Annotated in this window: 21 protein-coding genes; 11 read left to right on the top strand and 10 right to left on the bottom strand. The window is 63.3% G+C overall.

The window, feature by feature from the left end; genetic code table 11:
• Positions 1 to 2 precede the first annotated feature (2 nt).
• Positions 3 to 329: a hypothetical protein gene (locus MHX52_RS01650; RefSeq protein WP_239316256.1), complete on the top strand. Its 327-nt coding sequence runs from the start codon at positions 3 to 5 to the stop codon at positions 327 to 329.
• A complete protein-coding gene (locus MHX52_RS01645) occupies positions 326 to 1,621 on the top strand; it encodes an alpha/beta hydrolase (protein ID WP_239316254.1) in 1,296 nt (431 codons plus the stop codon). Before MHX52_RS01650 ends, MHX52_RS01645 begins: the two co-directional genes overlap by 4 nt.
• Here MHX52_RS01645 and MHX52_RS01640 read toward each other — a convergent pair.
• On the bottom strand, positions 1,618 to 2,145 hold the full coding sequence (locus tag MHX52_RS01640; protein ID WP_239316252.1) for a methylated-DNA--[protein]-cysteine S-methyltransferase: 528 nt from the start codon (positions 2,143 to 2,145) through the stop codon (positions 1,618 to 1,620). The two genes, MHX52_RS01645 and MHX52_RS01640, sit on opposite strands and share 4 nt — an antisense overlap.
• Positions 2,145 to 3,563, bottom strand: a complete 1,419-nt coding sequence (locus MHX52_RS01635; RefSeq protein ID WP_370642204.1) for a SulP family inorganic anion transporter — start codon at positions 3,561 to 3,563, stop codon at positions 2,145 to 2,147. Before MHX52_RS01635 ends, MHX52_RS01640 begins: the two co-directional genes overlap by 1 nt.
• Positions 3,564 to 3,802: 239 nt before the next feature.
• Here MHX52_RS01635 and MHX52_RS01630 point away from each other — a divergent pair, with 239 nt between their 5' ends.
• Positions 3,803 to 4,864 carry an LLM class flavin-dependent oxidoreductase gene (locus tag MHX52_RS01630; protein ID WP_239316248.1) on the top strand — a complete coding sequence of 354 codons (1,062 nt, stop codon included), beginning with the start codon at positions 3,803 to 3,805 and terminating at the stop codon, positions 4,862 to 4,864.
• 148 nt (positions 4,865 to 5,012) lie between these two features.
• Positions 5,013 to 6,509, top strand: coding sequence for an amino acid permease (locus MHX52_RS01625; protein WP_370642203.1), 1,497 nt, complete (start codon positions 5,013 to 5,015; stop codon positions 6,507 to 6,509).
• On the opposite strand, the gene MHX52_RS01620 is transcribed toward MHX52_RS01625, so the two are convergent.
• Together MHX52_RS01620 and dnaJ are read right to left on the bottom strand one after the other, a co-directional pair.
• Positions 6,510 to 6,932, bottom strand: a complete 423-nt coding sequence (locus MHX52_RS01620) for a heat shock protein transcriptional repressor HspR (protein ID WP_239316246.1) — start codon at positions 6,930 to 6,932, stop codon at positions 6,510 to 6,512.
• Positions 6,932 to 8,116, bottom strand: a complete 1,185-nt coding sequence (dnaJ, locus tag MHX52_RS01615; protein WP_239316244.1) for a molecular chaperone DnaJ — start codon at positions 8,114 to 8,116, stop codon at positions 6,932 to 6,934. The genes MHX52_RS01620 and dnaJ overlap by 1 nt, the downstream gene beginning before the upstream one ends.
• A 220-nt stretch (positions 8,117 to 8,336) precedes the next feature.
• Between dnaJ and MHX52_RS01610 the strand changes: the two genes are divergently transcribed.
• Positions 8,337 to 9,518: a hypothetical protein gene (locus tag MHX52_RS01610; RefSeq protein ID WP_239316242.1), complete on the top strand. Its 1,182-nt coding sequence runs from the start codon at positions 8,337 to 8,339 to the stop codon at positions 9,516 to 9,518.
• 30 nt (positions 9,519 to 9,548) lie between these two features.
• Here the strand turns inward: MHX52_RS01610 and MHX52_RS01605 are convergent, their stop codons facing one another.
• The 3 genes from MHX52_RS01605 to dnaK all read right to left on the bottom strand — a co-directional run bounded on the left by MHX52_RS01605 (position 9,549) and on the right by dnaK (position 13,664).
• Positions 9,549 to 10,802: an HNH endonuclease signature motif containing protein gene (locus MHX52_RS01605; RefSeq protein WP_239316241.1), complete on the bottom strand. Its 1,254-nt coding sequence runs from the start codon at positions 10,800 to 10,802 to the stop codon at positions 9,549 to 9,551.
• A gap of 403 nt (positions 10,803 to 11,205) precedes the next feature.
• Positions 11,206 to 11,802 (bottom strand): nucleotide exchange factor GrpE, encoded by a 597-nt coding sequence (gene grpE / locus MHX52_RS01600; RefSeq protein ID WP_239316239.1) that lies wholly within the window; start codon positions 11,800 to 11,802, stop codon positions 11,206 to 11,208.
• Positions 11,802 to 13,664, bottom strand: coding sequence for a molecular chaperone DnaK (dnaK, locus tag MHX52_RS01595; protein ID WP_049050180.1), 1,863 nt, complete (start codon positions 13,662 to 13,664; stop codon positions 11,802 to 11,804). Before dnaK ends, grpE begins: the two co-directional genes overlap by 1 nt.
• Positions 13,665 to 13,887: 223 nt before the next feature.
• Between dnaK and MHX52_RS01590 the strand changes: the two genes are divergently transcribed.
• From MHX52_RS01590 to MHX52_RS01575, 4 genes are all read left to right on the top strand, one after another.
• Complete coding sequence (locus MHX52_RS01590; protein WP_239316237.1) at positions 13,888 to 14,841, top strand: alpha/beta hydrolase; 954 nt, start codon at positions 13,888 to 13,890, stop codon at positions 14,839 to 14,841.
• Positions 14,842 to 14,993: 152 nt separating this feature from the next.
• The gene (locus MHX52_RS01585) at positions 14,994 to 18,842 is read left to right on the top strand and encodes a (Fe-S)-binding protein (protein ID WP_239316235.1); all 3,849 of its coding nucleotides are present in this window, start codon (positions 14,994 to 14,996) and stop codon (positions 18,840 to 18,842) included.
• A gap of 320 nt (positions 18,843 to 19,162) precedes the next feature.
• The gene (locus MHX52_RS01580) at positions 19,163 to 20,002 is read left to right on the top strand and encodes a hypothetical protein (RefSeq protein ID WP_239316233.1); all 840 of its coding nucleotides are present in this window, start codon (positions 19,163 to 19,165) and stop codon (positions 20,000 to 20,002) included.
• 93 nt (positions 20,003 to 20,095) lie between these two features.
• On the top strand, positions 20,096 to 21,340 hold the full coding sequence (locus MHX52_RS01575; RefSeq protein WP_172544888.1) for a pyridoxal phosphate-dependent aminotransferase: 1,245 nt from the start codon (positions 20,096 to 20,098) through the stop codon (positions 21,338 to 21,340).
• Between the two features lie 34 nt (positions 21,341 to 21,374).
• Here MHX52_RS01575 and dcd read toward each other — a convergent pair whose 3' ends face one another.
• A complete protein-coding gene (gene dcd, locus MHX52_RS01570; RefSeq protein WP_239316231.1) occupies positions 21,375 to 21,941 on the bottom strand; it encodes a dCTP deaminase in 567 nt (188 codons plus the stop codon).
• Positions 21,942 to 21,991: 50 nt separating this feature from the next.
• Entirely contained in the window at positions 21,992 to 23,353 is a 1,362-nt protein-coding gene (locus tag MHX52_RS01565; protein WP_239316229.1) for a UDP-glucose/GDP-mannose dehydrogenase family protein, read from the bottom strand.
• 506 nt (positions 23,354 to 23,859) lie between these two features.
• On the opposite strand from MHX52_RS01565, the gene MHX52_RS01560 reads away from it, so the two are divergent.
• Positions 23,860 to 24,213: a hypothetical protein gene (locus MHX52_RS01560; protein WP_239316227.1), complete on the top strand. Its 354-nt coding sequence runs from the start codon at positions 23,860 to 23,862 to the stop codon at positions 24,211 to 24,213.
• Between the two features lie 54 nt (positions 24,214 to 24,267).
• On the top strand, positions 24,268 to 24,618 hold the full coding sequence (locus tag MHX52_RS01555) for a hypothetical protein (protein WP_239316225.1): 351 nt from the start codon (positions 24,268 to 24,270) through the stop codon (positions 24,616 to 24,618).
• A 237-nt stretch (positions 24,619 to 24,855) separates the two neighbouring features.
• Here the strand turns inward: MHX52_RS01555 and MHX52_RS01550 are convergent, their stop codons facing one another.
• Positions 24,856 to 26,577 (bottom strand): VanW family protein, encoded by a 1,722-nt coding sequence (locus MHX52_RS01550; RefSeq protein ID WP_239316224.1) that lies wholly within the window; start codon positions 26,575 to 26,577, stop codon positions 24,856 to 24,858.
• Positions 26,578 to 26,591: the final 14 nt, after the last annotated feature.

The following is a 26,591-nucleotide window of genomic DNA, read 5'->3' as shown; positions in this document are numbered from 1 at the left end:
ACGTGAACTATTCGACGATGGGATTTTTGGACTATCTGGACACAATGGCGCTGGATACAACAGCAGTCCACGGGCGCTGCGAGGTGATTAACGAGGACGGAGTGCAGTGCGCCTCAGCTGGCTATTCGGTGGCCAACGCATCCGCACCGGACATTCCGGGCGGCGCCACCACGCGGGCCGTCGATACGGCCGCCGACAGGCTCCACGCGGCCTTCACGGGGTTCGGCCGCCAGCTGTCGAACATGGGCCGCACCATCGGCGCGTATGCCAACAACGTAACCACCGCCGACACCGACGGCTCCGATGCCTTCGCGGGGGCCGGCCGATGACAGTCACCGTAGACGCCCTCAAGGCCGCAAACGTAGAGGCCCTGCGCTCCGCCGCCGACCTCTTCACTCGCAATGGCGACAAGACATCCCGCCACGCTGCGAACGCCCGGGAGCAGGCCAAGTGGGGTGCGGATTGGTCCGGCCAGGCCGCGGACGCCGCCGGTCACGCCACCGATTCTGCCGCGAACCAGCTGGATACCGCCGGTTTCAGCAGCAGCACCATCGGCCAGCTGGCGGGCACCCACGCCGACGTGCTGGGCCCCACCCGGTCGGTGGTGCGCACGACAGTGGGGTTGGCCCGCGGGGCTTTGATGTCGGTACACCAAGACGGAGAGGTCTCCGCCCGCCACCTGGCCTTCATCCCCGGCATCGGTGAGGCCGCGCAGAACCTGGCGCTGGTGCTGACCAATATTCTGCGCGGGGCTCTCCAGCTGGCGAGTGTGCTGGATCGGGTTTCCGGCACCGCAATCTCCGCGATCAGTGGCACGGTCGCGCCACCCCGAAGTGATGTTGGGGTCGGTGAGGTCGAGGGGGCGTCATCAATAAAGGGTCCCCAGAACCTGCCTCCGGTGCAGAGGGTGGATACGCCGCACGGGCCGGTGGTGACCGTCGGTGATGTCGAGGGCGCCGACGAAGTGATTACGCTGGTCAGCGGCGTGGGGTCAAGCAATGCGGACGCGCTGACACGCACCGAGGCGTGGGCGCGGGCGACGGCTGCAGATGCCGCGGCGCACGGCAGGAACGTGGCGGTGGTAGCGTGGCATGGCTACTCGGCTCCGGGGGATCTGCCCGGCGCGATCTCCCGAGCACCGGCGAAGGAGGGCGCCACTGCGCTGCGGGAGCACCAGCGCCAGCTGCGTGAGCGAAACCCTGACGCAAAGCTGCAGGTGGTGGGTTATAGCTACGGTTCGGTCGTGGTCGGGGAGGCCGCGGCGAAAGGCAGCGAGGGGCTCACCGCCGACGAGGTGCGTTTCTGGGGCAGCCCCGGCGTACACGCACAACACGCCGAGGATCTGAAGCTAATTGCACCGCCGGATGGGTCGCCGGATGGGCGCAGTAGCCACGGCGAAGTCATCAACGAGCACGTGCCCGGCGACATGATCCGACTGGCCACCACCCCGGGCTTTGGGGTGCACGGCAAGGATCCGGAGTCGCCAGACTTTGCCCCTAACTCCAACAGCTGGAGCAGCTACGGCTGGGGCCGAATCCTGGACCTCTACCTCATGAGCCGCGGGGAGACCGACGCCCACAGTTCCTACATGTGGTCCCCGGAAGTGAATGTGCAAAATTAGAGCGCGCACTCCAACTCCAGCAGCGCTCGCTTGGTCTCCACGCCACCCCGGTACTCCCCGAGGCTCCCGTCGCTGCGGATCACCCGGTGGCAGGGGTACAGGATCGGCAGCGGATTGCGCGCGCACGCCGAGGCAGCGGCGCGCACGGCACGCGGATTGCCCGCCAGCGCAGCCAGCTGGGCGTATGTAATGGTCTCCCCGTACGGAATCTGCGCCAGAGCCTGCGTTGCCCGGCGCCGGAAGGGAGTGGTCACTCCACTGAAGTCCACGGGCACGGTGAACTCCCGGCGCTCCCCCGCGAGGTACTCCCCCAGTTGCCTCGCAGTCTCCTCCAGGTGCTGGGCGGCCGCACCCTCGGCAGGTGGCAATTCTCGCCCCTGCCGCAAGTGTGCAAACTCTATGGCCACCAATCCCCGCTCCGTGGCCAGTGCCAACAGCTCGTTTCCGGGGAAGACCTCAGACTTCAGTGCATCAAACTTCAGCGCATCAAACTTCAGCACTGCCCCGCCTACCTGCCCTGCCACTAGCCTTCGCCGCCCAGCTCGCCCGTCAGGCGCGTATGGAAGGCCGAGGAGAACTCGTTCATCCCCACAAACTCCACCGTCTTCCCACGCTGCCGGTACTTGTTCTCAATGGTGTCCAGCGCAGCCACCGAAGAAGCGTCCCAAATGTTGGACTTCGAGAAATCAATAACAACCCGATCTGGGTCCTGCGCGTACTCAAACTGCGTGGTGAGGTCGTTGCTAGATGCAAACAGCAACTGCCCCTCGACCGTGTAGCGAACCAAAGCTGCGGCGTCATCAACCTCGCGACGCACATCAATCAGGTGGGCCACACGGCGCACGAACATCACACTGGCCATCATCACGCCTACCACCACGCCGATCGCCAGGTTATGGGTGGCCACAACCACCACAACGATGAGCACCATCACGAAGGTCTCGCTCTTCGGCATCCGCTTCAACGTCGACGGCTTAATCGAGTGCCAGTCGAAAGTGCCCACAGAAACCATCACCATCACCGCAACCAGCGCCGCCATCGGAATGATCGCCACGATGTCCCCCAGCACCAGCAGCAGGAAGAGTAAGAAAACGCCCGCCATGAAGGTAGAAATGCGAGTCCTCGCGCCCGACGCCTTCACGTTGATCATTGTCTGGCCGATCATCGCGCAACCGCCCATTCCACCGAACAGGCCGGAAGCAATGTTTGCAATACCCTGGCCGAAACTCTCGCGGGTCTTGTTGGAGTGGGTATCGGTGATCTCGTCCACCAGCTTCGCCGTCATCAGGGACTCCATCAGCCCCACCAGCGCCATCGCGAAAGCTACGGGCGCGATGATCTGCAGCGTCTCCAACGTCCACGGCACCTGGGGGATGAACAGCTCCGGCAGGTTGCGTGGCAGCTCACCCTTGTCGCCCACCGTCGGCACGGAAATGGAACAGACCACCACCAGCACCGTGACGACCACGATGGAAACCAGCGGCGCCGGAATGGCCGTAGTTAACTTCGGGAAGAACACCAGCAGCAAGATCCCCAGTGCCACCAGTGGGTAGACCAGCCAAGGAACATCAATGAGCTCCGGGATCTGCGCCGAAAAGATAAGGATGGCCAGGGAGTTTACGAACCCGACCATCACGCTCCGCGGGATGAAACGCATCAGCTTCGCCACCCCCAGAACCGCCAGCACGATCTGGAACACGCCCGCCAACAACACGGTGGCGATCAGGTAGTCCATGCCGTAGTTCCGGGCAATCGGTGCGACCACCAGCGCCACTGCACCCGTCGCTGCGGAGATCATCGCCGGGCGACCGCCGACAAAGGCAATTGTTACCGCCATGATGAAAGCCGAGAAAAGCCCTACCTTCGGATCCACGCCCGCGATAACGGCAAAAGAGATCGCCTCCGGGATCAGCGCCAGCCCCACCACCAGCCCAGCGAGCATCTCCCGGACCAAGATCCGCGGGGTCGTCAGCGCTACTTTCACCGACGGGTCCGGCCGATAACGCTCCGGATCTTCTTTGCTCCTTATTACTGCAGCCGACAAACCAGGCACCCCTCTTAATCGCGTCAGAACAATCATTGTTATACCGGCTTTACTTTCCGCCCCGCCAGCCCAGCCCCGCCAGCCCAGCCCTCACCCAGCTAGTTGATACATCAACTATCTTCACGTACGCTAAAACCATGAAAGCCTTCGGATTCCTCAGCTTCGGCCACTATTCCCTCAACCCCCAGCCCACGCATCCGCACATGCTCAGTGCGCGCGACATGCTGCACCAGTCGATCGAGCTCGCAGTAGAAGCCGACCGCCTGGGCGTGAACGGCGCCTACTTCCGCGTCCACCACTTCGCACCCCAGCAGGCTGCCCCCATGCCCCTGCTGGCCGCGATCGCCGCCCGCACCAAGAACATCGAAGTCGGCACCGGCGTGATCGACATGCGCTACGAAAACCCTCTTCACCTCGCCGAAGAGTCCGCTGCGCTGGACCTCATCGCCGACGGCCGCATCGCCCTCGGCGTTTCCCGCGGAGCCCCCGAGGCCGTCGAACGCGGCTGGGAGGCCTTCGGCCACACCGGCTCCACCGACCCCCGGGGCGCCGACATCGCCCGCGAGCACTTCCTGCGCTACCTAGCCGCCATCCGCGGGGTAGGCATGGCTACTGCCCCCTCGGCAGAGAAGCAATACCCTCACATGTACCAGCCCGGCGCCTCCATCCCCGTACTCCCGCACTCCCCCAACCTGGACCGCCGCGTCTGGTGGGGCGCGGGCACGCGCGAAACGGCCAAGTGGGCGGGGCAGGTGGGCGTTAACCTCATGAGCTCCACCCTCCTCACCGAGAGCAACGGCGACAGCTTCGGCGACCTGCAGGCACAGCAGCTCCAAGTCTTCAAGGAGTCCTTCGCCAGCAGCGGGCACGGCTGGACCCCGCGCACCTCCGTCTCCCGCAGCATCTTCCCCATCACCAGCGCCGAGGACCGGGCGATCGTCGGCACCCACGGCATGAGCCGCGACCACTTCGGCGTGATCGACGGCTACCGCTCCACCTTCGGCCGAACCTATATTGGTGAACCCGACAAGCTCGTCGAGGATCTTCTTAATGACGCCGCAGTGGCCGAGGCCGACACGCTGATGCTCACTATCCCGAATCAGCTGGGCGTAGAGGCCAATGTTCGCCTGCTGAAGAACTTCGCCACGCACGTCGCGCCTGCACTGGGTTGGGAGCCGAGCACTGCCGAGCACAACTAGCGAGAGCTAGCACCACAAAACCACAACAGGTTGGCCTAACCAACGGGCACGTTGTACGGTACTAACCGTGAATATCTCTAATAATGGGGATACCCCATCTACTCAGGGGGCTGCCGAGGTTTATCACCCGCAGGCCTCCACTGCTGAAGTGCTGGTCAAGGACGACCCACGCACCGTCCGCATGGGCACGCTCGTCAGCCTGATCATCGGCTCCACCGTCGGCGCCGGCATCTTCGCGCTGCCGCAGAACATCGCGTCTGTCGCCTCGCCGGGTGCTGCACTGATCGGCTGGGGCATCACCGGCGTGGGCATGCTGTGCATCGCCTACGTCTTCCAGGCCCTGGCGCTACGCAAGCCGCACCTAGATTCCGGCGTGTACTCCTACGTGCGCGCCGGCCTGGGCGACTTCGTGGGCTTCGCCTCCGCGTGGGGCTACTGGCTGGGCACCATCATCGCCCAGGTGGGCTACGCGACGCTCTTCTTCGGCTCGCTGGGCTTCTTCTTCCCCATTTTCGGCGGCGATCATCCGCTTGTGCAGTCGGTCTGTGTATCGGCGCTTACCTGGGGAATCTTCCTGGTTCTTTCCCGCGGCGTGCGCCAAGCGGCGATCATGAACGTCATCACCACAGTGGCGAAGATCCTGCCGATCCTGGCGTTCCTGGTGCTGGTGGCCTTCGTCGGCTTCAACACGGACGTCTTTACCTCCGACTTCTGGGGCCGCGCCGCCACCTTCGGCGAGAACCAGGACCAGGCGCTTTCCCTCGGCGACCAAGTCAAGGGCATGATGCTGTTCACCGTGTGGGCCTTCATCGGCGTGGAGGGCGCCTCCACCTACTCGAAGCGCGCACGCCACCGCAAGGACGTCTCCCTGGCCACCTTCCTGGGGTTCGTCTCCGTGTTCTTCCTGCTCACCGCCGTGAGCTTCCTGTCCTTCGGCGTGGTCTCCCGCGAGGAGCTCGCCGCGATGGGCGATAACTCCATGGGCACCGTCCTGGAACACGTCGTCGGCCCGTGGGGTGCTGGCCTGATCTCCGTCGGCCTGTGCATCTCTGTGCTGGGCGCCTACGTCTCCTGGCAGATGCTGTGCGCCGAGCCGATCACCCTAATGGCCCAGGACGGGCTGCTGCCGAAGGCCGTGGGACGCACCAATGACATGGGCGCCCCGTACGTCTCGCAGTTCCTGTCCGCCGTGGTTATCCAGGCGTTCATCATCGTCTTCTACCTGAACGAATCCACCTACACCACGATGGTGCAGCTGGCTACATCCCTGTACCTGGTGCCTTACGTATTCTCCAGCCTGTACCTGCTGTTCCTGGCCACCCGTGGCCATGGATTCAAGCACCCGGACGCGGGCTCGAAGTTCGACATCTCCGGCCCGGAGGTCAGCAAGAAGACCAACCGCGGGCACCTGCTCATCAGTGCCGTGGCTTTCGGCTACTCCCTCTGGCTGTTGTACGCCGCCGAGCTGCAGTTCGTCCTGCTCGGCACGCTACTGATCGTGCCCGGCCTGGTGGTCTACGTCGCCACCCGCATCAAGGCCGGCGGGCGCGTATTCAACGCCTTCGAGTGGGTCATCAGCGCCCTCGTCGTGGCCTCCGCCCTCGGCGCTTTGTACCTGATCGCCACCGGCCAGATCAGCCTCTAGTTACCGCCGCTTCTGCCGGTCCCACAGGACCACAGAGGTAGAACGCGGGACGTGCACAATCTCGCCGCGCGAGCGCCCGCCCGCGCCTGCGCCCTCGCCCCGCTCCACGCGGGCCTGCATCTCCGCCAGGCGGCGGCGCAGTGCCGCGTTTTCTTCTTCCAGCTCGTCCAGCCGGTTCTGTTGGGCGATGATCGTCTTGATGCCTGCCAGGTTCACGCCCTCCTCGTGGGAGAGACGCTGGATCTCCTGCAGCTGCTCAATGTCCTCGCGCGAGTAGCGACGGCCGCCGCCGCTGGTGCGTTGGGGCGTCACCAAACCCATCCGGTCGTAAGTGCGCAGCGTCTGGGCGTGCATTCCGGTGATCCGCGCGGCGACGGAAATCACGAAAACCTCGCGATCGCCGCCGTTCTTGCCGTTACTCATCAGTTACCCTCCCATCCTTCGCGGGGGTCGAATCCGGAGCGCTTTTCCTCTTCCGAGTACTTGCGCAGCGCGCTCATCGCACCCTCGTCCAGGTTCTTCGGCACGGCCACCTTCACGGTCACCAGCAGGTCGCCGCTAGCGCCGTTGCGCTTGTTCACACCGTGGCCGCGCACGCGCAGCGTGGTGCCGTCTTGCGTACCGGCGGGGATGCGCACCCGCACCTTGGAGGCCAGGGTCGGCACCGTCACCGCACCGCCGAGCACCAGCTCGGGGTAGCTCACCGGCACGGTCAACTTCAGGTCGTCGCCGTCGCGGCTGAACACCTTGTCGGGCTTCACGTGCACCGTCACGAACAGGTCGCCAGCCGGTTTGCCGCGCTGCCCCGCCGAGCCCTGCCCGGCCAGGCGCACCTTCTGCCCGTCGACCACGCCTGCAGGCACGCGCACGGTGATCGTGCGGGACTGGGTAGTCCGCCCCGTGCCGGAGCAATCCGGGCACTTGTCCTTAATCACCGAGCCAGTGCCGGAGCAGTCCGCGCACGGGCGGGAGAACCCGAAGGTTCCCCTGTTCTCGCTGACCATGCCACTGCCGCTACAGGTGCCGCAGTTCTGTGGCGAAGTACCCGCCTTAGCACCGGAGCCGTGGCAGCTCTCGCACGGCTCGGGCTTGGTCAGGCGGATCGGCACGGTCACGCCCTTGGTGGCCTCGCGGAATTCCAGGGTCAGCTCCGTCTCCACGTCCGCCCCGCGGCTGCGCTGGGTGCGGCGTCTAGCCCGACCACCCCGGCCACCGAAGCGGCTGCGGGAGGCGCCAGCGGTCGGATCGTCGCCGAAGAGTCCGCCGAAGACATCACCGAATCCGCCACTGGTGGCGTCATTTCCAAAAAGATCAGAGACATTAAAGCCGCCAGTACCGCCTGCACCGCCAAAGCTCGAGTAGGCTCCGCTAGCGAGCATCTGCTTCAGCTCGTCGTACTCCGCGCGCTTTTCCTTGTCCCCCACCACGCTGTACGCTTCGGAAGCCTTCTTGAACCGCTCCTCCGCCGCTGTGTCTCCCGGGTTCGCGTCCGGGTGATTCTCGCGGGCGATCTTGCGATAAGCTTTCTTGATCTCCTCTGCCGATGCGGTGGAGGACACGCCGAGGTCTTTGTAATAATCCTTCTCGGCCCATTCACTGTGCGCCATGTGTCGCTCCTTCCTTATTGCGCTGTGTTTACTGCGCTTAGTTACTGCGCTGTTCACGCGGGGTATCAATACTCAACCTTGAGTCTACCGCGCTGAACTTTCGTTATCTAATCTTCTTTAACGACGCCCCCACGTATTTATTCCCTCCCCACATCACTTCGGGCCTTGCAGCGTGCATTGCTGGAGACTTGCCAGCCCGAAACTAGCTAGGGTGGGGGTCATGGCACCTAAGAAGCGCAACTGGTTTAGCCGACTCTTCGGCTCGCATGACGCATCGCACGACACCCCACACGGCACCGCACCTGCGCCCAATTCGCCAGCAAGCCCCAGCGCGCCGCTTGCAGAGCCCGGCCCACAGGACCCTCCGGTGCCGCTGCCCCGCCTGGATCTGCACCAATCGACGGCGCTGATTCGGCAGATCGTGCAAGCGCTCAACGAATTGGGCTACGGCGCAACCCCCACGCCCGAGGTCGTGTACTACAGCAAGCCCGAACACATTCAGAAGCCGCTGAGCTACCCGGGCCCCACGCCCGGCCCCTATGGCGGGCGGCTCCCCGCGCCGGACTACGGCGAGGGTTCGCAACTGGGGCTCGAGAACATCACTAAGCAGTGCGCCAATGCCGAGGATTTCGGTCGGGATATGCCTGTGCTGGTAGAGCATTTCGTCAATAGTCTGCTCGGGCCGGCTGCCAGCTCGGAGCGGGATTTGCTTTCACTTCCGGATGCGGAGTTCTACTCCCGTTTGCGGGCGCGCCTAATGGCGATCGATCTTCTGCCGGAGCAGTCGCGGGCGGATGCGCTAGAGTTCAACCCGGATTCGCCAATTCGACCCTATTCGGATGACCTGTGCATCAACCTGGTTCTAGATACACCAAACTCCGTTTTGGCGCTGAGCCCAGGTTCGCTGAACAATCGCGGTCCGATTGAGGACTTGTTCCGGATTGGCTACCGCAACCTGTGGCAGGAGCTGATCGATTCCGGCCTGGATGTGCAGCCTGTTCGAGCGAGCGAAGACCGCCCCAACGAGCGCTTCTGGGCGATCGAAAGCGGCTCTTACTACGCGGGGTCGGTGCCGCTGCTCATGAACGAGATCCTCGAGCGCTACCTGCCGCAGATCGACCCCAGCGAAGGACTTGTTTTTTCCACGCCGCATCGCCACATCACCCTGGTTCGAGAGATGAGCGAAGGCACCGACATGCTGGGCTCCGTCAAGATGATGGCGGCCGTGACCGCCCAGGAGTTCTCGCGGCAGGCGGGCGCGCTGAGCCCACGCCTGATGTTTTCGCACATGGCTGAGATCACCACGTTCACCGACATCAAGGCGAAAGGTGACGGCAGGGCGGAGATCGACATCCAGCCCCCGGCGTACCTCATGGAGAGGATCAACCAGGGCAAGCGCTAGGGCGACGGCGCTAGAACGGCGGTTGCGCTCCTAGAACGGCGGCTCGTCCTCCAGGTTGCGCTTCTGCTTCCGCTGGTTGTGCTCCACCACCTTCCGCGCTCGCTTCACTGCTCGGTGCCGGAAGGTGATTCTTCCCAGCGGGCCGTTTGGCGTGGTGATCACCGTGTGGCCGTCTCCGAAGCTTGTCCAGGTTTCCTCCCCGTCGGGGTTGATTGTCACGTCCCAGGCTCCCGTCGTTTTCGCGTTGTGGTGTTTGGTGCAGAGGCAGTGGAGGTTTGAGGTGTCGGTTGGTCCGCCGTTCGGGGCGCCATGCACGAAGCGTTTGACGTGGTCTAGCTGGCATTTGTGCGCTGGGGTGTCGCAGCCCGGGAAGCGGCAGGTTCCGTCCCGACCCTCCACGCTCGCGCGAATGAGGGGCGTCGGGGTATAGCCGGCGGTAGCGGCCTTCCCCGGGGCCTGCAGGTGGGTTATCCGCTCCATCCACTCCTTCGTGGCCAGCGGGTTGAGCCAGCTGCCGGCGGCCCAGATCTGCGCCTCCGGAGCATCCACCTGGCGGTACAGGTTGAGGTTCACCTCCGCAGTCACACTCCCCCGCACCAGACTCAAAAGCGCCCGCACCCTGGAACAATTCTGCTTGTTCCTCACGCTGTCGAGCGCCTGGATCAGCTCCAGCGCCTCCAGCTTCGGAAGGGTCAGGTAGAACTCGGTGTAGTCGGCCGACCGGTCGTCGATAGCTAGCCGCGTTGCGGCGCCGAGGACGGCCAGGTCTTCGGTACTGACGCCCTCTACGTCAGAACCCGTGCCGTCTGCGCCACCTTCTCCGTCTGCCCCGGCTGAGACTTCCGCACCTTCGCCCGCTGGCGAGGTTAGTTCGGCGGGATCGATCGGGCAGGCCAAAGGCTCGTGATCCATGACGATCTTCTTCAGGCGTTGGCGGATCGTACTCTGCCCCAACATCGCCTGGTTAGGCCGAGTGGGCGAAAGTGCTGTGTAGACATCGGCTTCTACAGCGGAGATGTGGGCGTCACTAACAGCAACAAGGCTATGAGCGACGATCCGCCACAGCTCGATAGAGTAAGCCCCGGTTTCCGCCAGCTCCACCAGCGATGGGAAGCGGCGGAAGGTGGTTCCGACGTCGACGAGCTGGACCACTCGGAACTCCGGGAGACCCAGGCGCGCGCCCAGGCGGGTGGTCACGTCGGTGATGCATTCGTCGTCGTGCGGCGTGCACGCCAAGGCGAGGCGCGCGTGGTTGCGGTTGATGTCGCAGATGGCTGCGCTCATCGGGTCGGTGGGGTCGGTAACTTTCCAGAACGGCCCCTGTGGTTGGTCTTGTGGTTGGTTATGCGGTGGGTCTTGTGGTGGCCTGTCGGGTGGTGCGGGCTGGTCAAACATCATTCCCCTTCAATGATGGAAGTCCCCAGTGTGTCGTGGCTCGTGTGCCGTGGCTCGAATTCCGTGGCTCGTGTCCCGTGGTTTTCCGTACGCGATCAGCATAGAAAACGCCCCGGACAACCCTCCAAGAAAAACTCACTTAATCGAACACTTGTTCTAGTTCTTAGATCCTACCTGCCCCTTCACAGATACCTCCCACAAATACACCCCACCACACAAAAAAGAGAGCCCCACAGCAAAAGCCGTGAAGCTCTCTGGATCTCACGCCACCCCTGGCGCTAACCCCTAATAACTACTGCGGATCGCCGATGATGACCATCGCGTTGCGCAGCACGCGGTCGCCCAGGCGATAGCCGCGACGGAGGACGGTGGCGAGCACCTTGTCGTCGCCACTGCTCGTGTCCTGCACAGCCTCGTGGCAATTCGGGTCGAACTCGTCGCCTTCCTCGCCGAACTTCTCCACCTTCATGGACGCCATCACAGACTGCAGCTTGTCCGACATGGACTTCAGCGGCCCGGTCAGGTCGCCGTGCTGCTCTGCCATCTCCAGGTCGTCCAGGATCGGCAACAACTCGGCAGCCACCTCGGCCTTCGCGCCGGTGATCACGCTCGCGCGGTCACGCTCCACGCGGCGGCGGTAGTTGGTGTACTCCGCCGTCACGCGCTGCAGGTCCTCGGTGCGTTCGGCCAGCTCGGCTTCGATGCTGTTGCTGTCTTCGGGATTGACGCCCTCAGCATCAGCCACAGCCGCCTCACCATCAGCCAGACCCTCGTCGACACCCTGCGCCTCCGCGGCTTCCGCGGCGGCAGCTTCGGCGCTTTCGGCCGAGGTTGCCTCCGGGTCGGTGTTCTCCGGGGCGCCCGGGTCCTGATTCAGATCTTCAGCCATTACTTCTTATCATCCTCTGCGGAAGTGTCCTCGTCGACAACCTCGGCGTCCACAACGTTCGGATCATCGTTTGCGGCGGAGCCTGCAGCGTCAGCACCAGCGCCTTCAGCACCGGCGGCTGCCTCCGCCTCGTAGATGGCCTTGCCCATCTCCTGAGACTCGGCGTTCAGCTTCTCCACTGCATCCTTGATGGCCTCGATGTCATCACCCTTCAGGGCCTCGTCAACAGCCTTGGCTGCTTCCTCGACCTTGTTCTGGGTGTCCTCGTTGACCTTCTCCTTGTTGTCCTCGACGAACTTGCGGGTCTGGTATGCCATGGACTCTGCGGAGTTGCGGACTTCCTGCTCCTCGCGGCGCTTCTTGTCCTCTTCCGCGTGGGTCTCGGCGTCCTTGACCATGCGGTCGATCTCCTCCTGGGACAGGCCGGAGCCTTCCTGGATCTTGATCGTGTTCTCCTTGCCGGTGGCCTTGTCCTTCGCGGAGACGGAGACGATGCCGTTGGCGTCAATATCGAAGGTGACCTCGATCTGCGGAACGCCGCGCGGTGCCGGAGCGATGCCCGCCAGCTCGAAGGAGCCGAGCAGCTTGTTGTGCGCAGCCATCTCGCGCTCGCCCTGGAAGACCTGGATCTGCACGCTGGGCTGGCTGTCCTCAGCGGTGGTGAAGGTCTCAGAACGCTTGGTCGGGATGGTGGTGTTGCGCTCGATCAGCTTGGTCATCACGCCACCCTTGGTCTCGATACCCAGGGACAGCGGGGTGACGTCCAGCAGCAGCACGTCCTTAACCTCGCCGCGCAGCACGCCGGCCTGCAGGGCAGCGCCCACGGCCACCACCTCGTCCGGGTTTACGCCCTTGTTGGGCTCCTTGCCGTTGGTCAGCTCGGTGACCAGCTCGGAGACGGCAACCATGCGAGTGGAGCCACCGACCAGCACGACGTGGTCGATCTCATCCACGCTGATTTCCGCGTCCTTCAGCACTGCCTGGAACGGGGTCTTGGTGCGGTCCAGCAGATCCTGGGTGATCTTCTGGAACTCGGTGCGGGTCAGGGTCTCGTCCAGGAACAGCGGGTTCTTGTCCTCGTCCACCGTGATGTACGGCAGGTTGATGGAGGCCTGCTGGGAGCTGGACAGCTCGATCTTGGCCTTCTCCGCTGCCTCGCGCAGGCGCTGCAGGGCCATCTTGTCCTTGGTCAGGTCCACGCCGTGGCTTGCCTTGAACTTGTCGGCCAGCCAGTCGACGATGCGCTGATCCCAGTCGTCGCCGCCCAGCTCGTTGTCGCCGGCGGTTGCGCGAACCTCAACCACACCGTCGCCGATCTCCAGCAGGGAGACGTCGAAGGTACCGCCACCGAGGTCGAATACCAGGATGGTCTGCTCCTTGTCGCCCTTCTCCAGACCGTAGGCCAGGGCGGCTGCGGTCGGCTCGTTGACGATGCGCAGGACGTTCAGGCCGGCGATCTGGCCAGCATCCTTGGTTGCCTGGCGCTGTGCGTCGTTGAAGTAGGCGGGGACGGTGATAACCGCGTCGGTTACGTCCTCACCCAGGTAGCTCTCCGCGTCCCTCTTCAGCTTCTGCAGGGTACGGGCGGAGATCTCCGGAGCGGTGTACTCCTTGTCGTCGATGGAGACCTTCCAGTCCGTACCCATGTGGCGCTTGACGGAGCGGATGGTGCGATCCACGTTGGCTACCGCCTGGTTCTTGGCGGACTGGCCAACCAGCACCTCGCCGTTCTTGGCGAAAGCCACGATGGACGGGGTGGTACGGGATCCCTCGGAGTTGGCGATGACCTTTGCCTCGCCGCCTTCCAGTACAGACACCACAGAGTTGGTGGTGCCCAAGTCAATTCCTACTGCGCGTCCCATATCAGTTCCTCCTATTGCTTCTGGGGCGAATAAAATCTATCGAGCCTTAGTCGAGCGGACTCAACTTCGCCCGTCTCTGCCAACCAGTATCCGCGTTTTTCGCGTCTAGTCAAGCTGACTTGAGTTTGTCTCACTCAACTTGCTCACACTCCTTACAACTCATACCTGCTCAAAGTTGTTCCCACTCGGCTCAACTTTTTTTAAAAAAGCTAGAATTGTGCCCATGTCTTTCCTCAAACGCCTGGTTGGCCGTTCTTCCGGAACGGGTAATGACGCCACCTCCTCCACCCCTCCCGCCCCAGCCGAACCGCCGCATTCCCTGCGGCAACACTTTGCCGTCACCGAACGCACAGAGGGCGATTCCGGCGAATTCACGGTCTACTCGGTGGCCCCCATGGAGTTCGGAGGTGCGGGCGACACAGGAGATTACGACCCGCACACAGCAGCAATTAAGGAGCTCTCCCCCGCGCAGGCAGCAACGAAGGCTGTGCTGTACGTGCTGCCCGGCGGGTTCGTGAACCCGATCAAGCAGCGTAACTGGGACTTCGTCGCCCAGTTGGCGGACGCGGGCGTGCGGGTGGACATCCCCCTCTACGGCCTGCTGCCCGAGCACAACCACGCGGAGGCGCTGCCGTTGATCCGCCGCTGCTATGAACAACTGGTGGCGGAACATGGTGCCAAAAACATCACCATTATTGGGGATTCAGCGGGCGGCGGGCTGGCGTTGTCTGCCCTCGCTACTACCCCCGAGCACACCCAGCAACCAGAGCCGCCAGCGCGCCTGATCTTGAATGCCCCGTGGCTCGACATGGACCTCGCCAACCCGCACATCCCCGACTTCGAGCCGAAAGATGCAATCCTCAACCCCGTCCAGCTGCGCCGCCAGGGCGCACTGTGGGCGGGCGAGATCCCCACGGAGGATCCGCGGGTGAGCCCCCTGCACCTCACTGCCGACCAGCTCCGGGCAGCTTTCGGAAGCTCCGAAATCACGCTCTACTGCGGCGACCGCGATATTTCACTGCCAGACGTGGAGGAGTGGGCGTCAACAATAGAGAAACAAGGAATCACCACTAACCTCAACGTCGCGCGTGGCGAGCAACACATGTACCACCTCGGCAACACCCGCGCAGGCAAGGCGGCGCGACGCGAGCAGATCGGGATCGCCAGCCGCATTTAAACAACACGAATGTTGCCTATTTCGCCAGGTCAACGCTAGGTCCACCCCAAGTTCGCCCGGAATTAGAAAAGTTCAAATAAAGCCCCACTCCCTGATAATCTGCCCCAGTAAGTAATTACTTCATACATAACTGGACTTGCGAGGAGCTTCACATGTACCTGCTGGCAGCAGGGCAGGCGACGTCATCCGATATCCCCTGGGGCATCACCGTCCCACTGGGCATCATTGGCGCACTGCTATCCCTCCCCGCCTGGGTGTTCTTCATCCGCGGCGCGGCGCAGATCTTTACCACGATCCGACTGGGCCAACCGGCACTGAAGAGGACAGATAACCCCGCCGGCCGACTGATGAACCTGATCAAGGAGATCATCGGTCACACCAAGATGGCCAAGAAGCCAGGCGTGGCAATCGCCCACTGGCTCGTCATGGTCGGCTTCCTGCTGGGAGCCATGGTGTGGTTCGAGGCCTACATTCAGATCTTCAACCCCGAAGGCGGCTGGCCCATCATCGGTAACTGGGCCGTTTACCACTTCGTGGACGAGCTGCTGGGCCTGGGCACCGTCATCGGTATTATCACGCTGATTATCATTCGCCAGAAGATCGGCGACAAGGACAAGAAGGCCCGCTTCTACGGCTCCAACTCCGGCGCGGCTTACTTCGTTGAGGCCGTCGTGCTGATCGAGGGCCTGGGCATGATCTTCGTGAAGGCATCCAAGATCGCCACCTTCGCCAGCTACGAGGGCGGCCACGCGGCCACCGACTTCTTCACCATGCAGCTGGCCAAGATCCTGCCGGAATCCCCGCTGCTGGTTTCCGTCTTCGCGCTGATCAAGCTGCTGTCCGGCATGATCTGGCTGTTCATCGTCGGTATGAACATCAAGTGGGGCGTTGCCTGGCACCGCTTCATGGCGTTCTTCAACATCTTCCTGAAGCGCAACGCCGACGGCCGTAACGCACTGGGTGCAGCGAAGCCGCTGACCTCCGGTGGCCGCATGCTGACCATGGAAAACGCAGACCCGGAGGAAGACTCGATCGGCGTTGGCAAGATCGACGACTTCACCTGGAAGGGCTGGATGGACTTCACCTCGTGTACCGAGTGTGGCCGCTGCCAGGAGCAGTGCCCGGCTTGGAACACCGCGAAGCCGCTGAGCCCGAAGCTGCTGATCACCAACCTGCGTGACCACGCCATCGAGTCCGCGCCGTACCTGAAGGCCGCACGTAAGGACGAGGCCCACGCAGGTGGCATGTTCTCCGGCGAGGCTACCGACACTGCCGTGCTGGACGATCCTTCTGTTGACGCCCACGCGGACATGCCGTTGCTGCAGCTGGTTGCTGCGGGCGAGATGGGTGTTATCGACCCCGACGTGCTGTGGTCCTGCACCAACTGTGGTGCCTGTGTGGAACAGTGCCCGGTGGACATCGAGCACATCGACCACATCGTCGACATGCGCCGCTACCAGGTGCTGGTTGAGTCTGACTTCCCGACCGAGCTGGGTGGCCTGTTCAAGAACCTGGAGACCAAGGGCAACCCGTGGGGCCAGAACAACAACAAGCGCTCCGACTGGATTGAGAAGGCCAAGGAAGACGGCATCGAGGTACCGGTCTTCGGTGAGGACATCGAGAACTTCGACGACACCGAGTACCTGTTCTGGGTCGGCTGTGCTGGCGTGTACGACGACAACGCGGTGAAGACCACCCGCGCTGTTGCCGACCTGCTGTACACCGCTGGTGTGAAGTACGCCGTGCTGGGCGAGGGCGAGGGCTGTACTGGTGACTCCGCCCGCCGTGCCGGTAACGAGTTCCTCTTCCAGATGCTGGCAGAGCAGAACATCGAGATCCTGGACAACGCCTTCGAGGGCGTACCGCCGAAGCAGCGCAAGATCGTTGTGACCTGTGCACACTGCTTCAACACCCTGCGCAACGAGTACCCGGAGCTGGGCGGTAACTACCAGGTAGTCCACCACACCCAGCTGCTGAACAAGCTGATCCGCGAGGGTCGCCTGGAGCCAGTATCTGCACCGCAGAACGGCCGCCAGGTCACCTACCACGATCCTTGCTTCCTGGGCCGCCACAACAAGGTCTTCGAGGCTCCGCGTGAGCTGATCGGCGCTTCCGGCGCCAACCTGGTGGAGATGGAGCGCAACCGCAATACTGGCTTCTGCTGTGGTGCCGGTGGTGCCCGCATGTGGATGGAAGAGGATCTGGGCGAGCGCATCAACCTGAACCGTACGGACGAGGCTCTGGCCACCGGCTCGGACGCCATCGCCATCGGCTGCCCATTCTGTAAGACGATGATGACCGACGGTGTGAACAACCGTCAGGCCGACATTGAGAACAAGCAGGACCGCACCCAGGTTCTGGATATCGCCCAGATGTTCCGCGAGTCCGTCCTGGTCGACGGCGAGCTGCCTGCACCGAAGTCTCCGGAGTTCCTGGTTGCGCCTGAGCGTGGCTGGGTAGACGAGGAGAAACTGGCCCGCGAGGAAGCCGAGCGCAAGGCCGAGGAGGAAGCCAAGAAGAAGGCTGCCGAGGAGAAGAAGCGCAAGGCCGAAGAGGCCAAGAAGAAGAAGGAAGCTGCTGCCGCCGCTGGTGGCGCTGCTGCTGGTGGCGCTGCCGCGGCGGGTGCTGCTGCGGCTGCCCCGAGTGCCCCGAGCGCCCCGGCTGCGCCTGCTGCCCCGGGTGCTCCGAGTGCTCCGGCTGCCCCGTCTGCACCTTCCGCTGGCGCACCTGCTGCACCGTCTGCACCGTCCGCACCTTCCGCTGGCGCCCCGGCAGCTCCGGGCGCTCCCGCTGCACCTAGTGCTCCTTCCGCTGGCGCCCCGGCAGCCCCGGGTGCTCCTGCTGCTCCGGGTGCTCCTGCCGCACCGAAGTCTGAAGACACTCAGGAAGCGCCGAAGACCAGCGGCGCACCTGCTGCCCCGGGCGCACCTGCTGCCCCGTCGGCACCTTCCGCTGGCGCCCCGGCAGCTCCGGGCGCACCTGCTGCTCCGGGTGCTCCTTCCGCTGGCGCACCAGCAGCTCCTGGTGCACCTGCTGCTCCGGGCGCTCCTGCTGCCCCGGGTGCTCCTGCTGCCCCGTCGGCACCTTCCGCTGGCGCCCCGGCAGCTCCGGGCGCACCTGCTGCTCCTGGTGCTCCTGCCGCACCGAAGTCTGAAGACACTCAGGAAGCGCCGAAGACCAGCGGCGCACCTGCTGCCCCGGGTGCTCCTGCTGCTCCGTCGGCGCCTTCCGCTGGCGCCCCGGCAGCTCCGGGCGCACCTGCTGCTCCTGGTGCACCTGCTGCTCCGGGCGCCCCGGCAGCGCCTGCTGCTCCGGCTGCTGAGTCCAACAAGTCTGAAGAGGCCCCGAAGGCTGAACAGTCTGCATCGGCTGCACAGCCGGCTCAAGATGGTGGCCCAATCAAGCTGAACGCCACCGCTCCGGGTGCCCCGGGCGCTCCTGCCGCAGCTCCGGCAGCCGCCGCTGGTGCAGGTGCCGCCGCAGCTGGCGCTGGCGCTGCTGCAGCCGCTGCTTCCGACGACTCGGACCAGGCAGAAGCTCAGGACGCCGCTCCGGCCGAGACTGCAGCCGAGTCCGCTGAGGCTCCGCAGGCAGCTCCGGCTGCACCAGCTGCACCAGCAGCTGAAGCCCCGAAGACTGAACAGTCTGCACCGGCGGCTCAGCCCGCACAAGATGGTGGCCCGATCAAGCTGACGGCCACTACTCCGGGCGCACCGGGTGCCCCGGCTCCTGCAGCCCCAGCTGCAGCTGCTGCTCCGGCTGCTCCGGCTGCTCCGGCAGAAGATCAGCAGGCTGAGGCTCCGTCCGAGGAGCCACAGGCTGAAGTTGAGCAGACTGAGACCGAACAGGCCGAAGCTGAACAGGCCGAGGAGACCACGGCAGAAGAAGCTCCGGCGCAGCCAGCACAACCGGCACAGCCGGCCAACGATGGCGGTCCGATCAAGCTGACCAACATCGTCCCCGGCGCTCCGGGTGCCCCTGGCGCACCAGGCGCACAGTAAAAGCGACTAGCTCGCACGCTGAATAGCGGCGGCGGGTCCAGCAGAACGCTGGATCTGCCGCCGCTTTTGCTTTAGCCACCAACGTGATGTCCCAAATCTTCCACTTTTGACGTTTTCCACTGAAATGATGACATCGTCAAAACGTCCTGACCTGCACAAAAGAAATAGTTATATAAACAGAGTGGAAGATTTGGGACATTCGCCCGCCAGCCAATCCCGGGGCTGGGAATGTACCCGTGGCGCGCAATATTCTAGAATGAAATCTCATAGAAAGAGCCCGCGCGCACAAGCCTCACGCCCACAGATAGAGGTAGGTTTCCATGACTGACGCTGATTCGAACGACAAGAACAACCCCCTCAACTCGGGGAAGTCCGTCAGCGACACCGAAGAAACCTCCGTGATGAAGGCTGTCAGCGACTCTGACCTAAACGCTGGTGGCGCGACTGCTGGCAAAACCTCGGGCACGGCCGCTAACCCCAATACCCCGGAAGCCCAGGAGAACCCCACCAACTCGGAAACCCAGGCAAACCCCGATACCTCAGCCGATAATTCGGCCAACCCTGGAGAAGACGAACAAGAGGAAGAAGAAAAGCCAAAATCCGGCCTCCGGAAATTCTTCGGGATCATGCCTTTCTGGGCCTGGGTGCTCACCTTGGGCCTGATCGCAACCATCATCGTCGCCGTCGGCGCCTTCACCGCCATGCGCTCCACGGAAACCGGCGCCCCCGGAAGCTCCAGCAACACTGAGCAGCTGAAGCCTTCGTACCCGAAGCCCACCACCACCGGAAAGTACGATGACGACGAAACGCCGCCAACCCCAGACGCGGGCCCCGGCTACGGAGGCGGCAACCAGAACTACTACGCGCCTCAGCAGCCCGTGCAGACGGAGCAGGAAACCCCCACCGAGTCCGAGTCCGAATCCGAAAGCTCCAAGCCCTCTAGCAGCACGAAGCCCTCTCGCCCGCCACGCGAAAACGAGCCCCGCCCTAGCCAGCCCAACCGCGGCACCCCTCGCCCCGGCGGCATCGGCGGAGACGCTGGTGGCAACCCCTCCCCCGGCACCGGCAACAACGGAAACGGCAACGGCAATGGCGCCGGCAACGGCCCTGGCAATGGCGCCACGGATCCCGACGAAGGCGCCACCCCGGACGACGACTAGCACACCCGTCAGCCACACCGCGGCCGGTCGAACCGCGAGGGGGCGTCAATAAAAAACTATAAAAATAGCAGCCACAATGGCACAATGGGGAGAATGAGTACCCCCAAACGCCCAAGCGAACTGCGCACGCTGGATCAATCGACGAAGCTGCAAAACGTCCTCTACGAAATTCGCGGCCCGGTGAACACCGAGGCGGAGCGGATGGAGGCCGACGGGCACCGCATCCTGAAGCTCAACACGGGCAACCCCGCGGTGTTCGGCTTCGAGGCGCCGGATGTGATCATGCGCGACATGATCGCCGCGCTGCCGACGGCGCAGGGCTACTCCACGTCGAAAGGCATCATCAGCGCCCGCCGCGCCATCGTCTCCCGCTACGAGGTCATCCCGGGCTTCCCCCAGTTCGACGTCGAGGATGTCTACCTGGGCAACGGCGTATCCGAGCTGATCACCATGACGATGCAGGCGCTGCTCAACGACGGTGACGAGGTGCTGATCCCCTCCCCGGACTACCCTCTGTGGACCGCCTCCACCTCCCTGTCCGGCGGCCGCCCCGTGCACTACCTGTGCGACGAGGAGAACGACTGGATGCCCTCCATCGAGGACATCAAGGCGAAGGTCACGGAGCGCACGAAGGCCATCGTGGTCATTAACCCGAATAACCCGACGGGTGCGGTGTACTCCCGCGAGATCCTGCAGCAGATCGTGGACGTGGCGCGCGAGCACTCCCTGCTGATCCTGGCCGACGAGATTTACGACAAGATCCTGTACGACGATGCGAAGCACATCAACATCGCTTCCCTGTGCCCGGACCTGCTGTGCATCACCTACAACGGCCTGTCGAAGGCGTACCGCGTGGCGGGTTACCGTTCCGGCTGGATGGTGATTACGGGGCCGAAGGGGCACGCAAAGGGCTTCATCGAGGGCGTGAATGTGCTGGCGGGCACGCGCCTGTGCCCGAATGTGCCGGCGCAGCATGCGATCCAGGTGGCTATTTCCGGCCGCCAGTCCATCGACGATCTGGTGCTGCCGGGTGGGCGCCTGCTGGAGCAGCGCAACGCCGCTTACGAGGCACTGAACGAGATCCCGGGCGTGAGCTGCGTGAAGCCGATGGGTGCGCTGTATGCCTTCCCGCGCCTGGATCCGAATGTGCACGAGATCCACGACGACGAGCAGTTCATGTTCGACCTGCTGCGCTCGGAGAAGATCCACTTGGTGCAGGGCACGGGCTTTAACTGGCCGACCCCGGACCACTTCCGCGTGGTCACGCTGCCGTGGGCTCGGGATCTGCGTGCCGCGATCGAGCGCTTGGGTAACTTCCTGGCTAGCTACCGGCAGTAGCTGTTTTTCTTAGCGACGCCACCTCGCATCCCAGCTAGCTCTGGAAGTTCAGGTAGGCCTTGGAGGGGGTCGGGCCGCGCTGCCCCTGGTACTTGGAGCCCAGGGCACCGCTGCCGTAGGGGGCTTCCGCCGGGCTGGTCATGGTGAATAGTGCCAGCTGGCCGATCTTCATGCCCGGGTAGAGAGCGATGGGCAGGTTAGCGGTGTTGGAAAGCTCCAGGGTGATGTGCCCGGTGAAGCCCGGGTCGATGAACCCGGCCGTGGAGTGCGTCAGCAGACCCAGGCGGCCCAAGGAGGACTTGCCCTCCAGGCGGCCGGCCAGGTGGGCGGGGATGCCGAAGCATTCCAGGGTCGCGCCCAGGACGAACTCGCCGGGGTGCAGGATAAAGGCCTCGTCGTCGGGGACTTCCACCAGGGTGGTGAGTTCCTCTTGCGGCTGCTTCGGGTCGATGTGCGTGTATTTGGAGTTATTGAACACGCGGAACAGGCCGTCGAGGCGCACGTCGATGCTGGATGGTTGGACCATCTGATCGTCGTGGGGGTCGATCGTCAGCTCGCCGGAGTTGATGGCGGCGCGGATATCTCGGTCTGAAAGTAACACGCTCTATAGCCTAGCGGGTGTGGCGCTGCGCGCAGCCAGCTAGCCGCGTGCTAACCCCGCCCCAACGCCAGGAAGTTCCAGCCCGCGGCTTCCCATTCCTTGCGCGGCAGGCAGTTGCGGCCGTCCAGCACTGTGGGGTTGTCCCCGGCCACCAGCTTGCGGGCGACTACCGGGTCGAGCTCCTGGAACTGCTTCCACTCGGTTGCCACGATCACAATCTCCGCGCCTTCGAGTGCTTCCTCTACATTCGGCGCATAAGTCAGCGTGGGGAAAATCTTCGCGGCGTTCTCCATGCCCTGCGGGTCGTACACGGTGACGTTTGCGCCGCTCAAGGACAGTGAACCCGCTACGGCCAGGGCCGGGGAATCGCGCACATCGTCGCTGTTGGGTTTGAAGGCCGCACCGAGAACCGTCACGTTGCGACCGATCAGGGAGCCGCCCAGCGTCTGCCGCGCCAGCTCTACTGTCTTCTCGCGGCGGCGCATATTGATGGCGTCCACCTCTCGAAGGAACGTTAGCGCCTGGTCCGCGCCGAGCTCACCTGCGCGCGCCATGAACGCGCGAATATCCTTCGGCAGGCAACCGCCGCCGAAGCCCAGGCCGGCGCCGAGGAACTTGCGCCCGATGCGCTCGTCCATGCCAATCGCGTCGGCGAGTGCGGTGACGTCCGCGCCGACGATCTCGCACAGCTCGGAGACGGCGTTGATGAAGGAGATCTTGGTGGCCAGGAAGGCGTTCGCGGAGACCTTGACCAGCTCCGCGGTCGGCAGGTCCATCACCAGGAACGGCGTGCCTTCGTCGAGCGCGGGGGCGTAGATTTCGCGGGCGAGGTCCTCTACCCGCTGCTGCTCGGCGCGGTCGTCGCTGTTGGAGCTATCGCCGCCGAGGCCGAGGACGATGCGGTCGGGGTGCAGCGTGTCTTTCACCGCGTGGCCTTCGCGCAGGAACTCGGGGTTCCACGCGATGGTGATTTGGGCATTGTTTGGGGACGCCGCCACGATCTCATCGGCCTTCTGCTGCAGCTCGTGCGCAGTGCCGACTGGGACGGTGGACTTGCCGAAGATGGTGTGGTTGCCGCTGGCCAGTGGGGCAAGCGTTTCGATGACGGCATTTACATAGGTGGTGTCCGCTGCATAGGAACCCTTGCGCTGCGGAGTGCCCACGCCGATGAAGTGGACGTCGGCGAACTCGGCGGCTTCGGCGTAGTCGGTGGTGAAGCGCAGGCGGCCGGCTTCGATGTTGCGGGTGAGGATCTCCGGCAGGCCGGGCTCGAAGAAGGGTACGCGCCCTTCGGAGAGAGCTTGGATTTTATCCGGGTCGACATCGACTCCGAGCACGTCGTGGCCCATTTCGGCCATGCAGGCGGCGTGGGTTGCGCCGAGGTATCCCGTTCCAAAGACTGTCATACGCATAGCAGACAAATTTACAATTGCCAGGTGAACAGGAAGTGACCTTCAGGTGATCTTGCGGGCAGTTTTAGGTTAACGGGACTTAGGTGCAAGTGAGCACAAACTGAGGCGGAACTGTGCACTAAATAGTCGCGCTCTACCCTAAATCCTGAGCATCTCCGGGAGGCGCGACCTCTCATACCCCCTTAATTCACCCCCGAAACAAAAGGGGTGCGAGAAGCTCTTATCGACATATTTTTATGCGCATACCTGGGGAAATGACGTGGAATTCAGTAAATGTTCCCTAGCGCTCGACCATAAGTGACCCATATCACCGAGAAAACCCCGCCTTCACTTAGCGGAACATTAAAACCCCTGTTAAGGTAGCTATCTGTTAGGACTTGCCAGCGTTTCAACAGCTTCGTAGCCGGAATCTCTAATGGAAGAGTGAGCGGCGATCAAGGAGCCAAGAGAAACTTAAGTGAAGTCCTTGACTTCGAACCACTCACACTTACAGAAAGGCATTTCAGATGCGTAAGTTCCGCAACGCAGCTCTGGCTGTTGCTACCGCTACCACCGTCGCCATCTCCGGCGTTTCCGTTGCTGCTGCTGAGAATGACACCACTCCGGGCTCCACCGAGAAGCAGGACGGCGTCTCCGGCTCCTCCAAGCTGTGGGACAAGCTGGGCTTCGACCAGGAAGTAACCGGCGACCAGATCCGCGACTGGCTGGATCCGAAGTACAAGGACGATGACAAGGGCGACTTCGGCCTCTGGGCCAAGCTGTTCGTCGGTGGTGGCATCGCTGCTGCTGCTGCTTCTGTTCTGGGCCTGATCGTTGCTCCGGCCTACAACTTCCTGAAGTACAACGGCTTCCTGGGCTAATCCAGAGCTGCAGTTTTCTTTCATCACACGATTTCAAGGAAAAGGATTTCTAACATGAAGAACTTCCGCAAGGCCGCTCTGGCCATCGCCACCGCTTCCACCGTTGCCCTGGGCAGCACCGCTGTTGCTTCCGCTGAGGATGCAAAGATCAACTGCGAGAATGCTAACAGCGACACCCAGGTCAACCTGACCGGTCCGTGCAAGGATGAGGACGCTACCAAGAAGATCCTGGGCAGCGACCAGGGCATCTCCGGTAAGGGCGGTTTCGGCCTGACCCAGACTACCGATCAGCCGGGCTGGTGGATCCTGACCAAGACCCTGACCTACGGCGCTTTCGTGGGCGTTATCGCTAGCGTTGGCATCGCTATCGGCAACTACCTGAAGAACCAGGGCATCATCATCTAAGACCTGTTAGAGCTTTAAGCTCCGGGCTTTGATAGCCGAAGGGGCGGGAACGAATATTCGTTCCCGCCCCTTTTTAGCATGTGCACAACACCTGTTGTTCTAGCGTCCTTCGCACCCGCAGACTGCTCTCCACGCTTCTGTCTGAAGCACGACGTAGGCCGGTTCCAGAGATAGTGAGCGTTGGGCTGCTCGTCCCCCGGCCCACAACCCTAGGGCTAGGGCCAGGCGGCTTAGCCCCTACTTGCAGCTCACAATCGGCTGCGGGTCGTAGACCGTGCGCTGGGTCTCGCGGGAAAGCTCCTTGCCCCTCAGATCCTTGACCACGCGGGTGTCGGTGATGGTGAAGCCCGGCGCGCCGGAAGACGGCGAGCAATCGTCACCGCTCAGCTCCATCTTCTTAGGCGAAGTCGGGTTTGTGCGCTCGCCCGGGATCGATTCCACATCCACCTGCTTCACACCGTGCAAACGCACAGTGACGGAATCCCCACTCACGTCCGTGGTGATGCGCACCGGCGTATCGAACGGGTTCTTGAACTTCAGGTCGATCGCACCCTCGTACACGGTCGCCTCACGGCCTGCCGGGTAGCGGGAAATGTAATAGGAGTGCGGGGTGTGCGCCACGTCCTCCATGCCGGCGAAGTACGAGGCGTTGTACAGAGTGGTTGCGAACTGCGAAATACCGCCGCCGACCGCCTTGCCGGCGTGGCCGTCGATAATAATGCCGGACTCCACAAAGCCCTGAGCACTACCGCGCGGCCCGGTGTGACCATTCAGAGAGAACGTCTCCCCCGGCAGCACAATTGCGCCATTCACCATCTCCGCCACGCGGCGAATGTTGGTGCCCGAAGGGCCACTGAAGCCACCGGTAGTGAAGGTGCCCACCACATCGTCGAAGTGAGCCTTCTTCGCCTGCTCGGTGGTGTACTCGGCCTTCTTGTCCTCGTACACGACCTCGTGGTCGCGCTTCTTCTTATCCAGCGCCTTGCCCTGGAGGTCGCCCAGCGTTTCCTTCCACTTAATGATCACGCCATCCTTGGAAGGCACCACCGTGATGTCATCGCCGTGGAACTCGAAGCTGGCGTCACGGTACTCCACCTCAGTGCTGGAAAGCTGCTCGCTCAGGATCTCCTGCGCTTTCTCCGTGTTCCATTCCGGCATGAACTCGCCGCCGTCCACCTTGAAGGTCAGAATCTCGTGCCAGTTCTGGGGAGTGATCACACCGTCGACCTTGTCGCGGCCGTGGAACACCAGGTTCTTCGCCGTCGCCGGCTTCACGTACTGCTTGGCGGCCCGCTCGGCGGCGTCCTTATCCGCATCTGCCGGGGTGATCGTGGCCTCCACGTTCACGCGCCCGTCGGTGTTCAGCCAGTTTTCCCGCACCTCGGTATCCAGCAGTTCCCGGTCCACGGTCTGCCCCGGCTTGTCTTCTTTAATATCCGCCTTGCCGTCAGCGCCGACGGACAACTTGGCGTTTTCCGCGTCGCGGGTTAGCTCCCGCTCCACGCGGTTCAGGGACCGATTCAGGCCTTCGTCCGTAATCTTCGAGATAATGCCCACCTCGCGGGTCTCGAAGAAGGAACGGATGCGCGTAATCGGGTTCAGCGGCTGCTGGCCCGCCTGGTCCACCGTGGCGCCCCAGTCCACCTGCATGCCGGACTTAGCGGGCTCGATAGTGGAGCTCATGTTGCCCGCCAGAACCGTCACCGGCTGACGGGTGCGTTCGCCCAGGTCATTGCGCAAGCGCTGCTCTGCCTGGGACTTATCCACACCACTAATGTCCACGCCGCCGACGGTCACGCCGCGCGGCACCTTGCCTTCACTCATGGCCAGATCCACGCCGTAGAGAAGACCCCCCAGGCCGATCAAGCCGACGAAGAACCACGCCCACCACGGAATGCCGCGGCGCTTGCGTGGCTTGACGGGCCGACGGCTCCGGTTAGTCTGATCCTGAGAATTCACGCAGGTTAGTGTAT

The sequence above is a fragment of the Corynebacterium sp. ACRQJ genome, from assembly GCF_022346045.1.
GTDB lineage: Bacteria > Actinomycetota > Actinomycetes > Mycobacteriales > Mycobacteriaceae > Corynebacterium > Corynebacterium evansiae.
This window is presented reverse-complemented; position numbering and strand designations above follow the sequence as displayed.

What these genes read in the sequence shown, in the direction of transcription:
- dnaK (WP_049050180.1), bottom strand. Translation starts at nt 13,664, where the DNA reads ATGGGACGCGCAGTAGGAATTGACTTGGGCACCACCAACTCTGTGGTG.
- MHX52_RS01620 (WP_239316246.1), bottom strand. Translation starts at nt 6,932, where the DNA reads ATGAGTAACGGCAAGAACGGCGGCGATCGCGAGGTTTTCGTGATTTCC.
- MHX52_RS01555 (WP_239316225.1), top strand. Translation starts at nt 24,268, where the DNA reads ATGAAGAACTTCCGCAAGGCCGCTCTGGCCATCGCCACCGCTTCCACC.
- MHX52_RS01560 (WP_239316227.1), top strand. Translation starts at nt 23,860, where the DNA reads ATGCGTAAGTTCCGCAACGCAGCTCTGGCTGTTGCTACCGCTACCACC.
- MHX52_RS01590 (WP_239316237.1), top strand. Translation starts at nt 13,888, where the DNA reads ATGTCTTTCCTCAAACGCCTGGTTGGCCGTTCTTCCGGAACGGGTAAT.
- MHX52_RS01580 (WP_239316233.1), top strand. Translation starts at nt 19,163, where the DNA reads ATGACTGACGCTGATTCGAACGACAAGAACAACCCCCTCAACTCGGGG.
- MHX52_RS01610 (WP_239316242.1), top strand. Translation starts at nt 8,337, where the DNA reads ATGGCACCTAAGAAGCGCAACTGGTTTAGCCGACTCTTCGGCTCGCAT.
- grpE (WP_239316239.1), bottom strand. Translation starts at nt 11,802, where the DNA reads ATGGCTGAAGATCTGAATCAGGACCCGGGCGCCCCGGAGAACACCGAC.
- MHX52_RS01585 (WP_239316235.1), top strand. Translation starts at nt 14,994, where the DNA reads ATGTACCTGCTGGCAGCAGGGCAGGCGACGTCATCCGATATCCCCTGG.
- MHX52_RS01565 (WP_239316229.1), bottom strand. Translation starts at nt 23,353, where the DNA reads ATGCGTATGACAGTCTTTGGAACGGGATACCTCGGCGCAACCCACGCC.
- MHX52_RS01635 (WP_370642204.1), bottom strand. Translation starts at nt 3,563, where the DNA reads ATGCTCGCTGGGCTGGTGGTGGGGCTGGCGCTGATCCCGGAGGCGATC.
- dnaJ (WP_239316244.1), bottom strand. Translation starts at nt 8,116, where the DNA reads ATGGCGCACAGTGAATGGGCCGAGAAGGATTATTACAAAGACCTCGGC.
- MHX52_RS01645 (WP_239316254.1), top strand. Translation starts at nt 326, where the DNA reads ATGACAGTCACCGTAGACGCCCTCAAGGCCGCAAACGTAGAGGCCCTG.
- MHX52_RS01605 (WP_239316241.1), bottom strand. Translation starts at nt 10,802, where the DNA reads ATGAGCGCAGCCATCTGCGACATCAACCGCAACCACGCGCGCCTCGCC.
- MHX52_RS01575 (WP_172544888.1), top strand. Translation starts at nt 20,096, where the DNA reads ATGAGTACCCCCAAACGCCCAAGCGAACTGCGCACGCTGGATCAATCG.
- MHX52_RS01630 (WP_239316248.1), top strand. Translation starts at nt 3,803, where the DNA reads ATGAAAGCCTTCGGATTCCTCAGCTTCGGCCACTATTCCCTCAACCCC.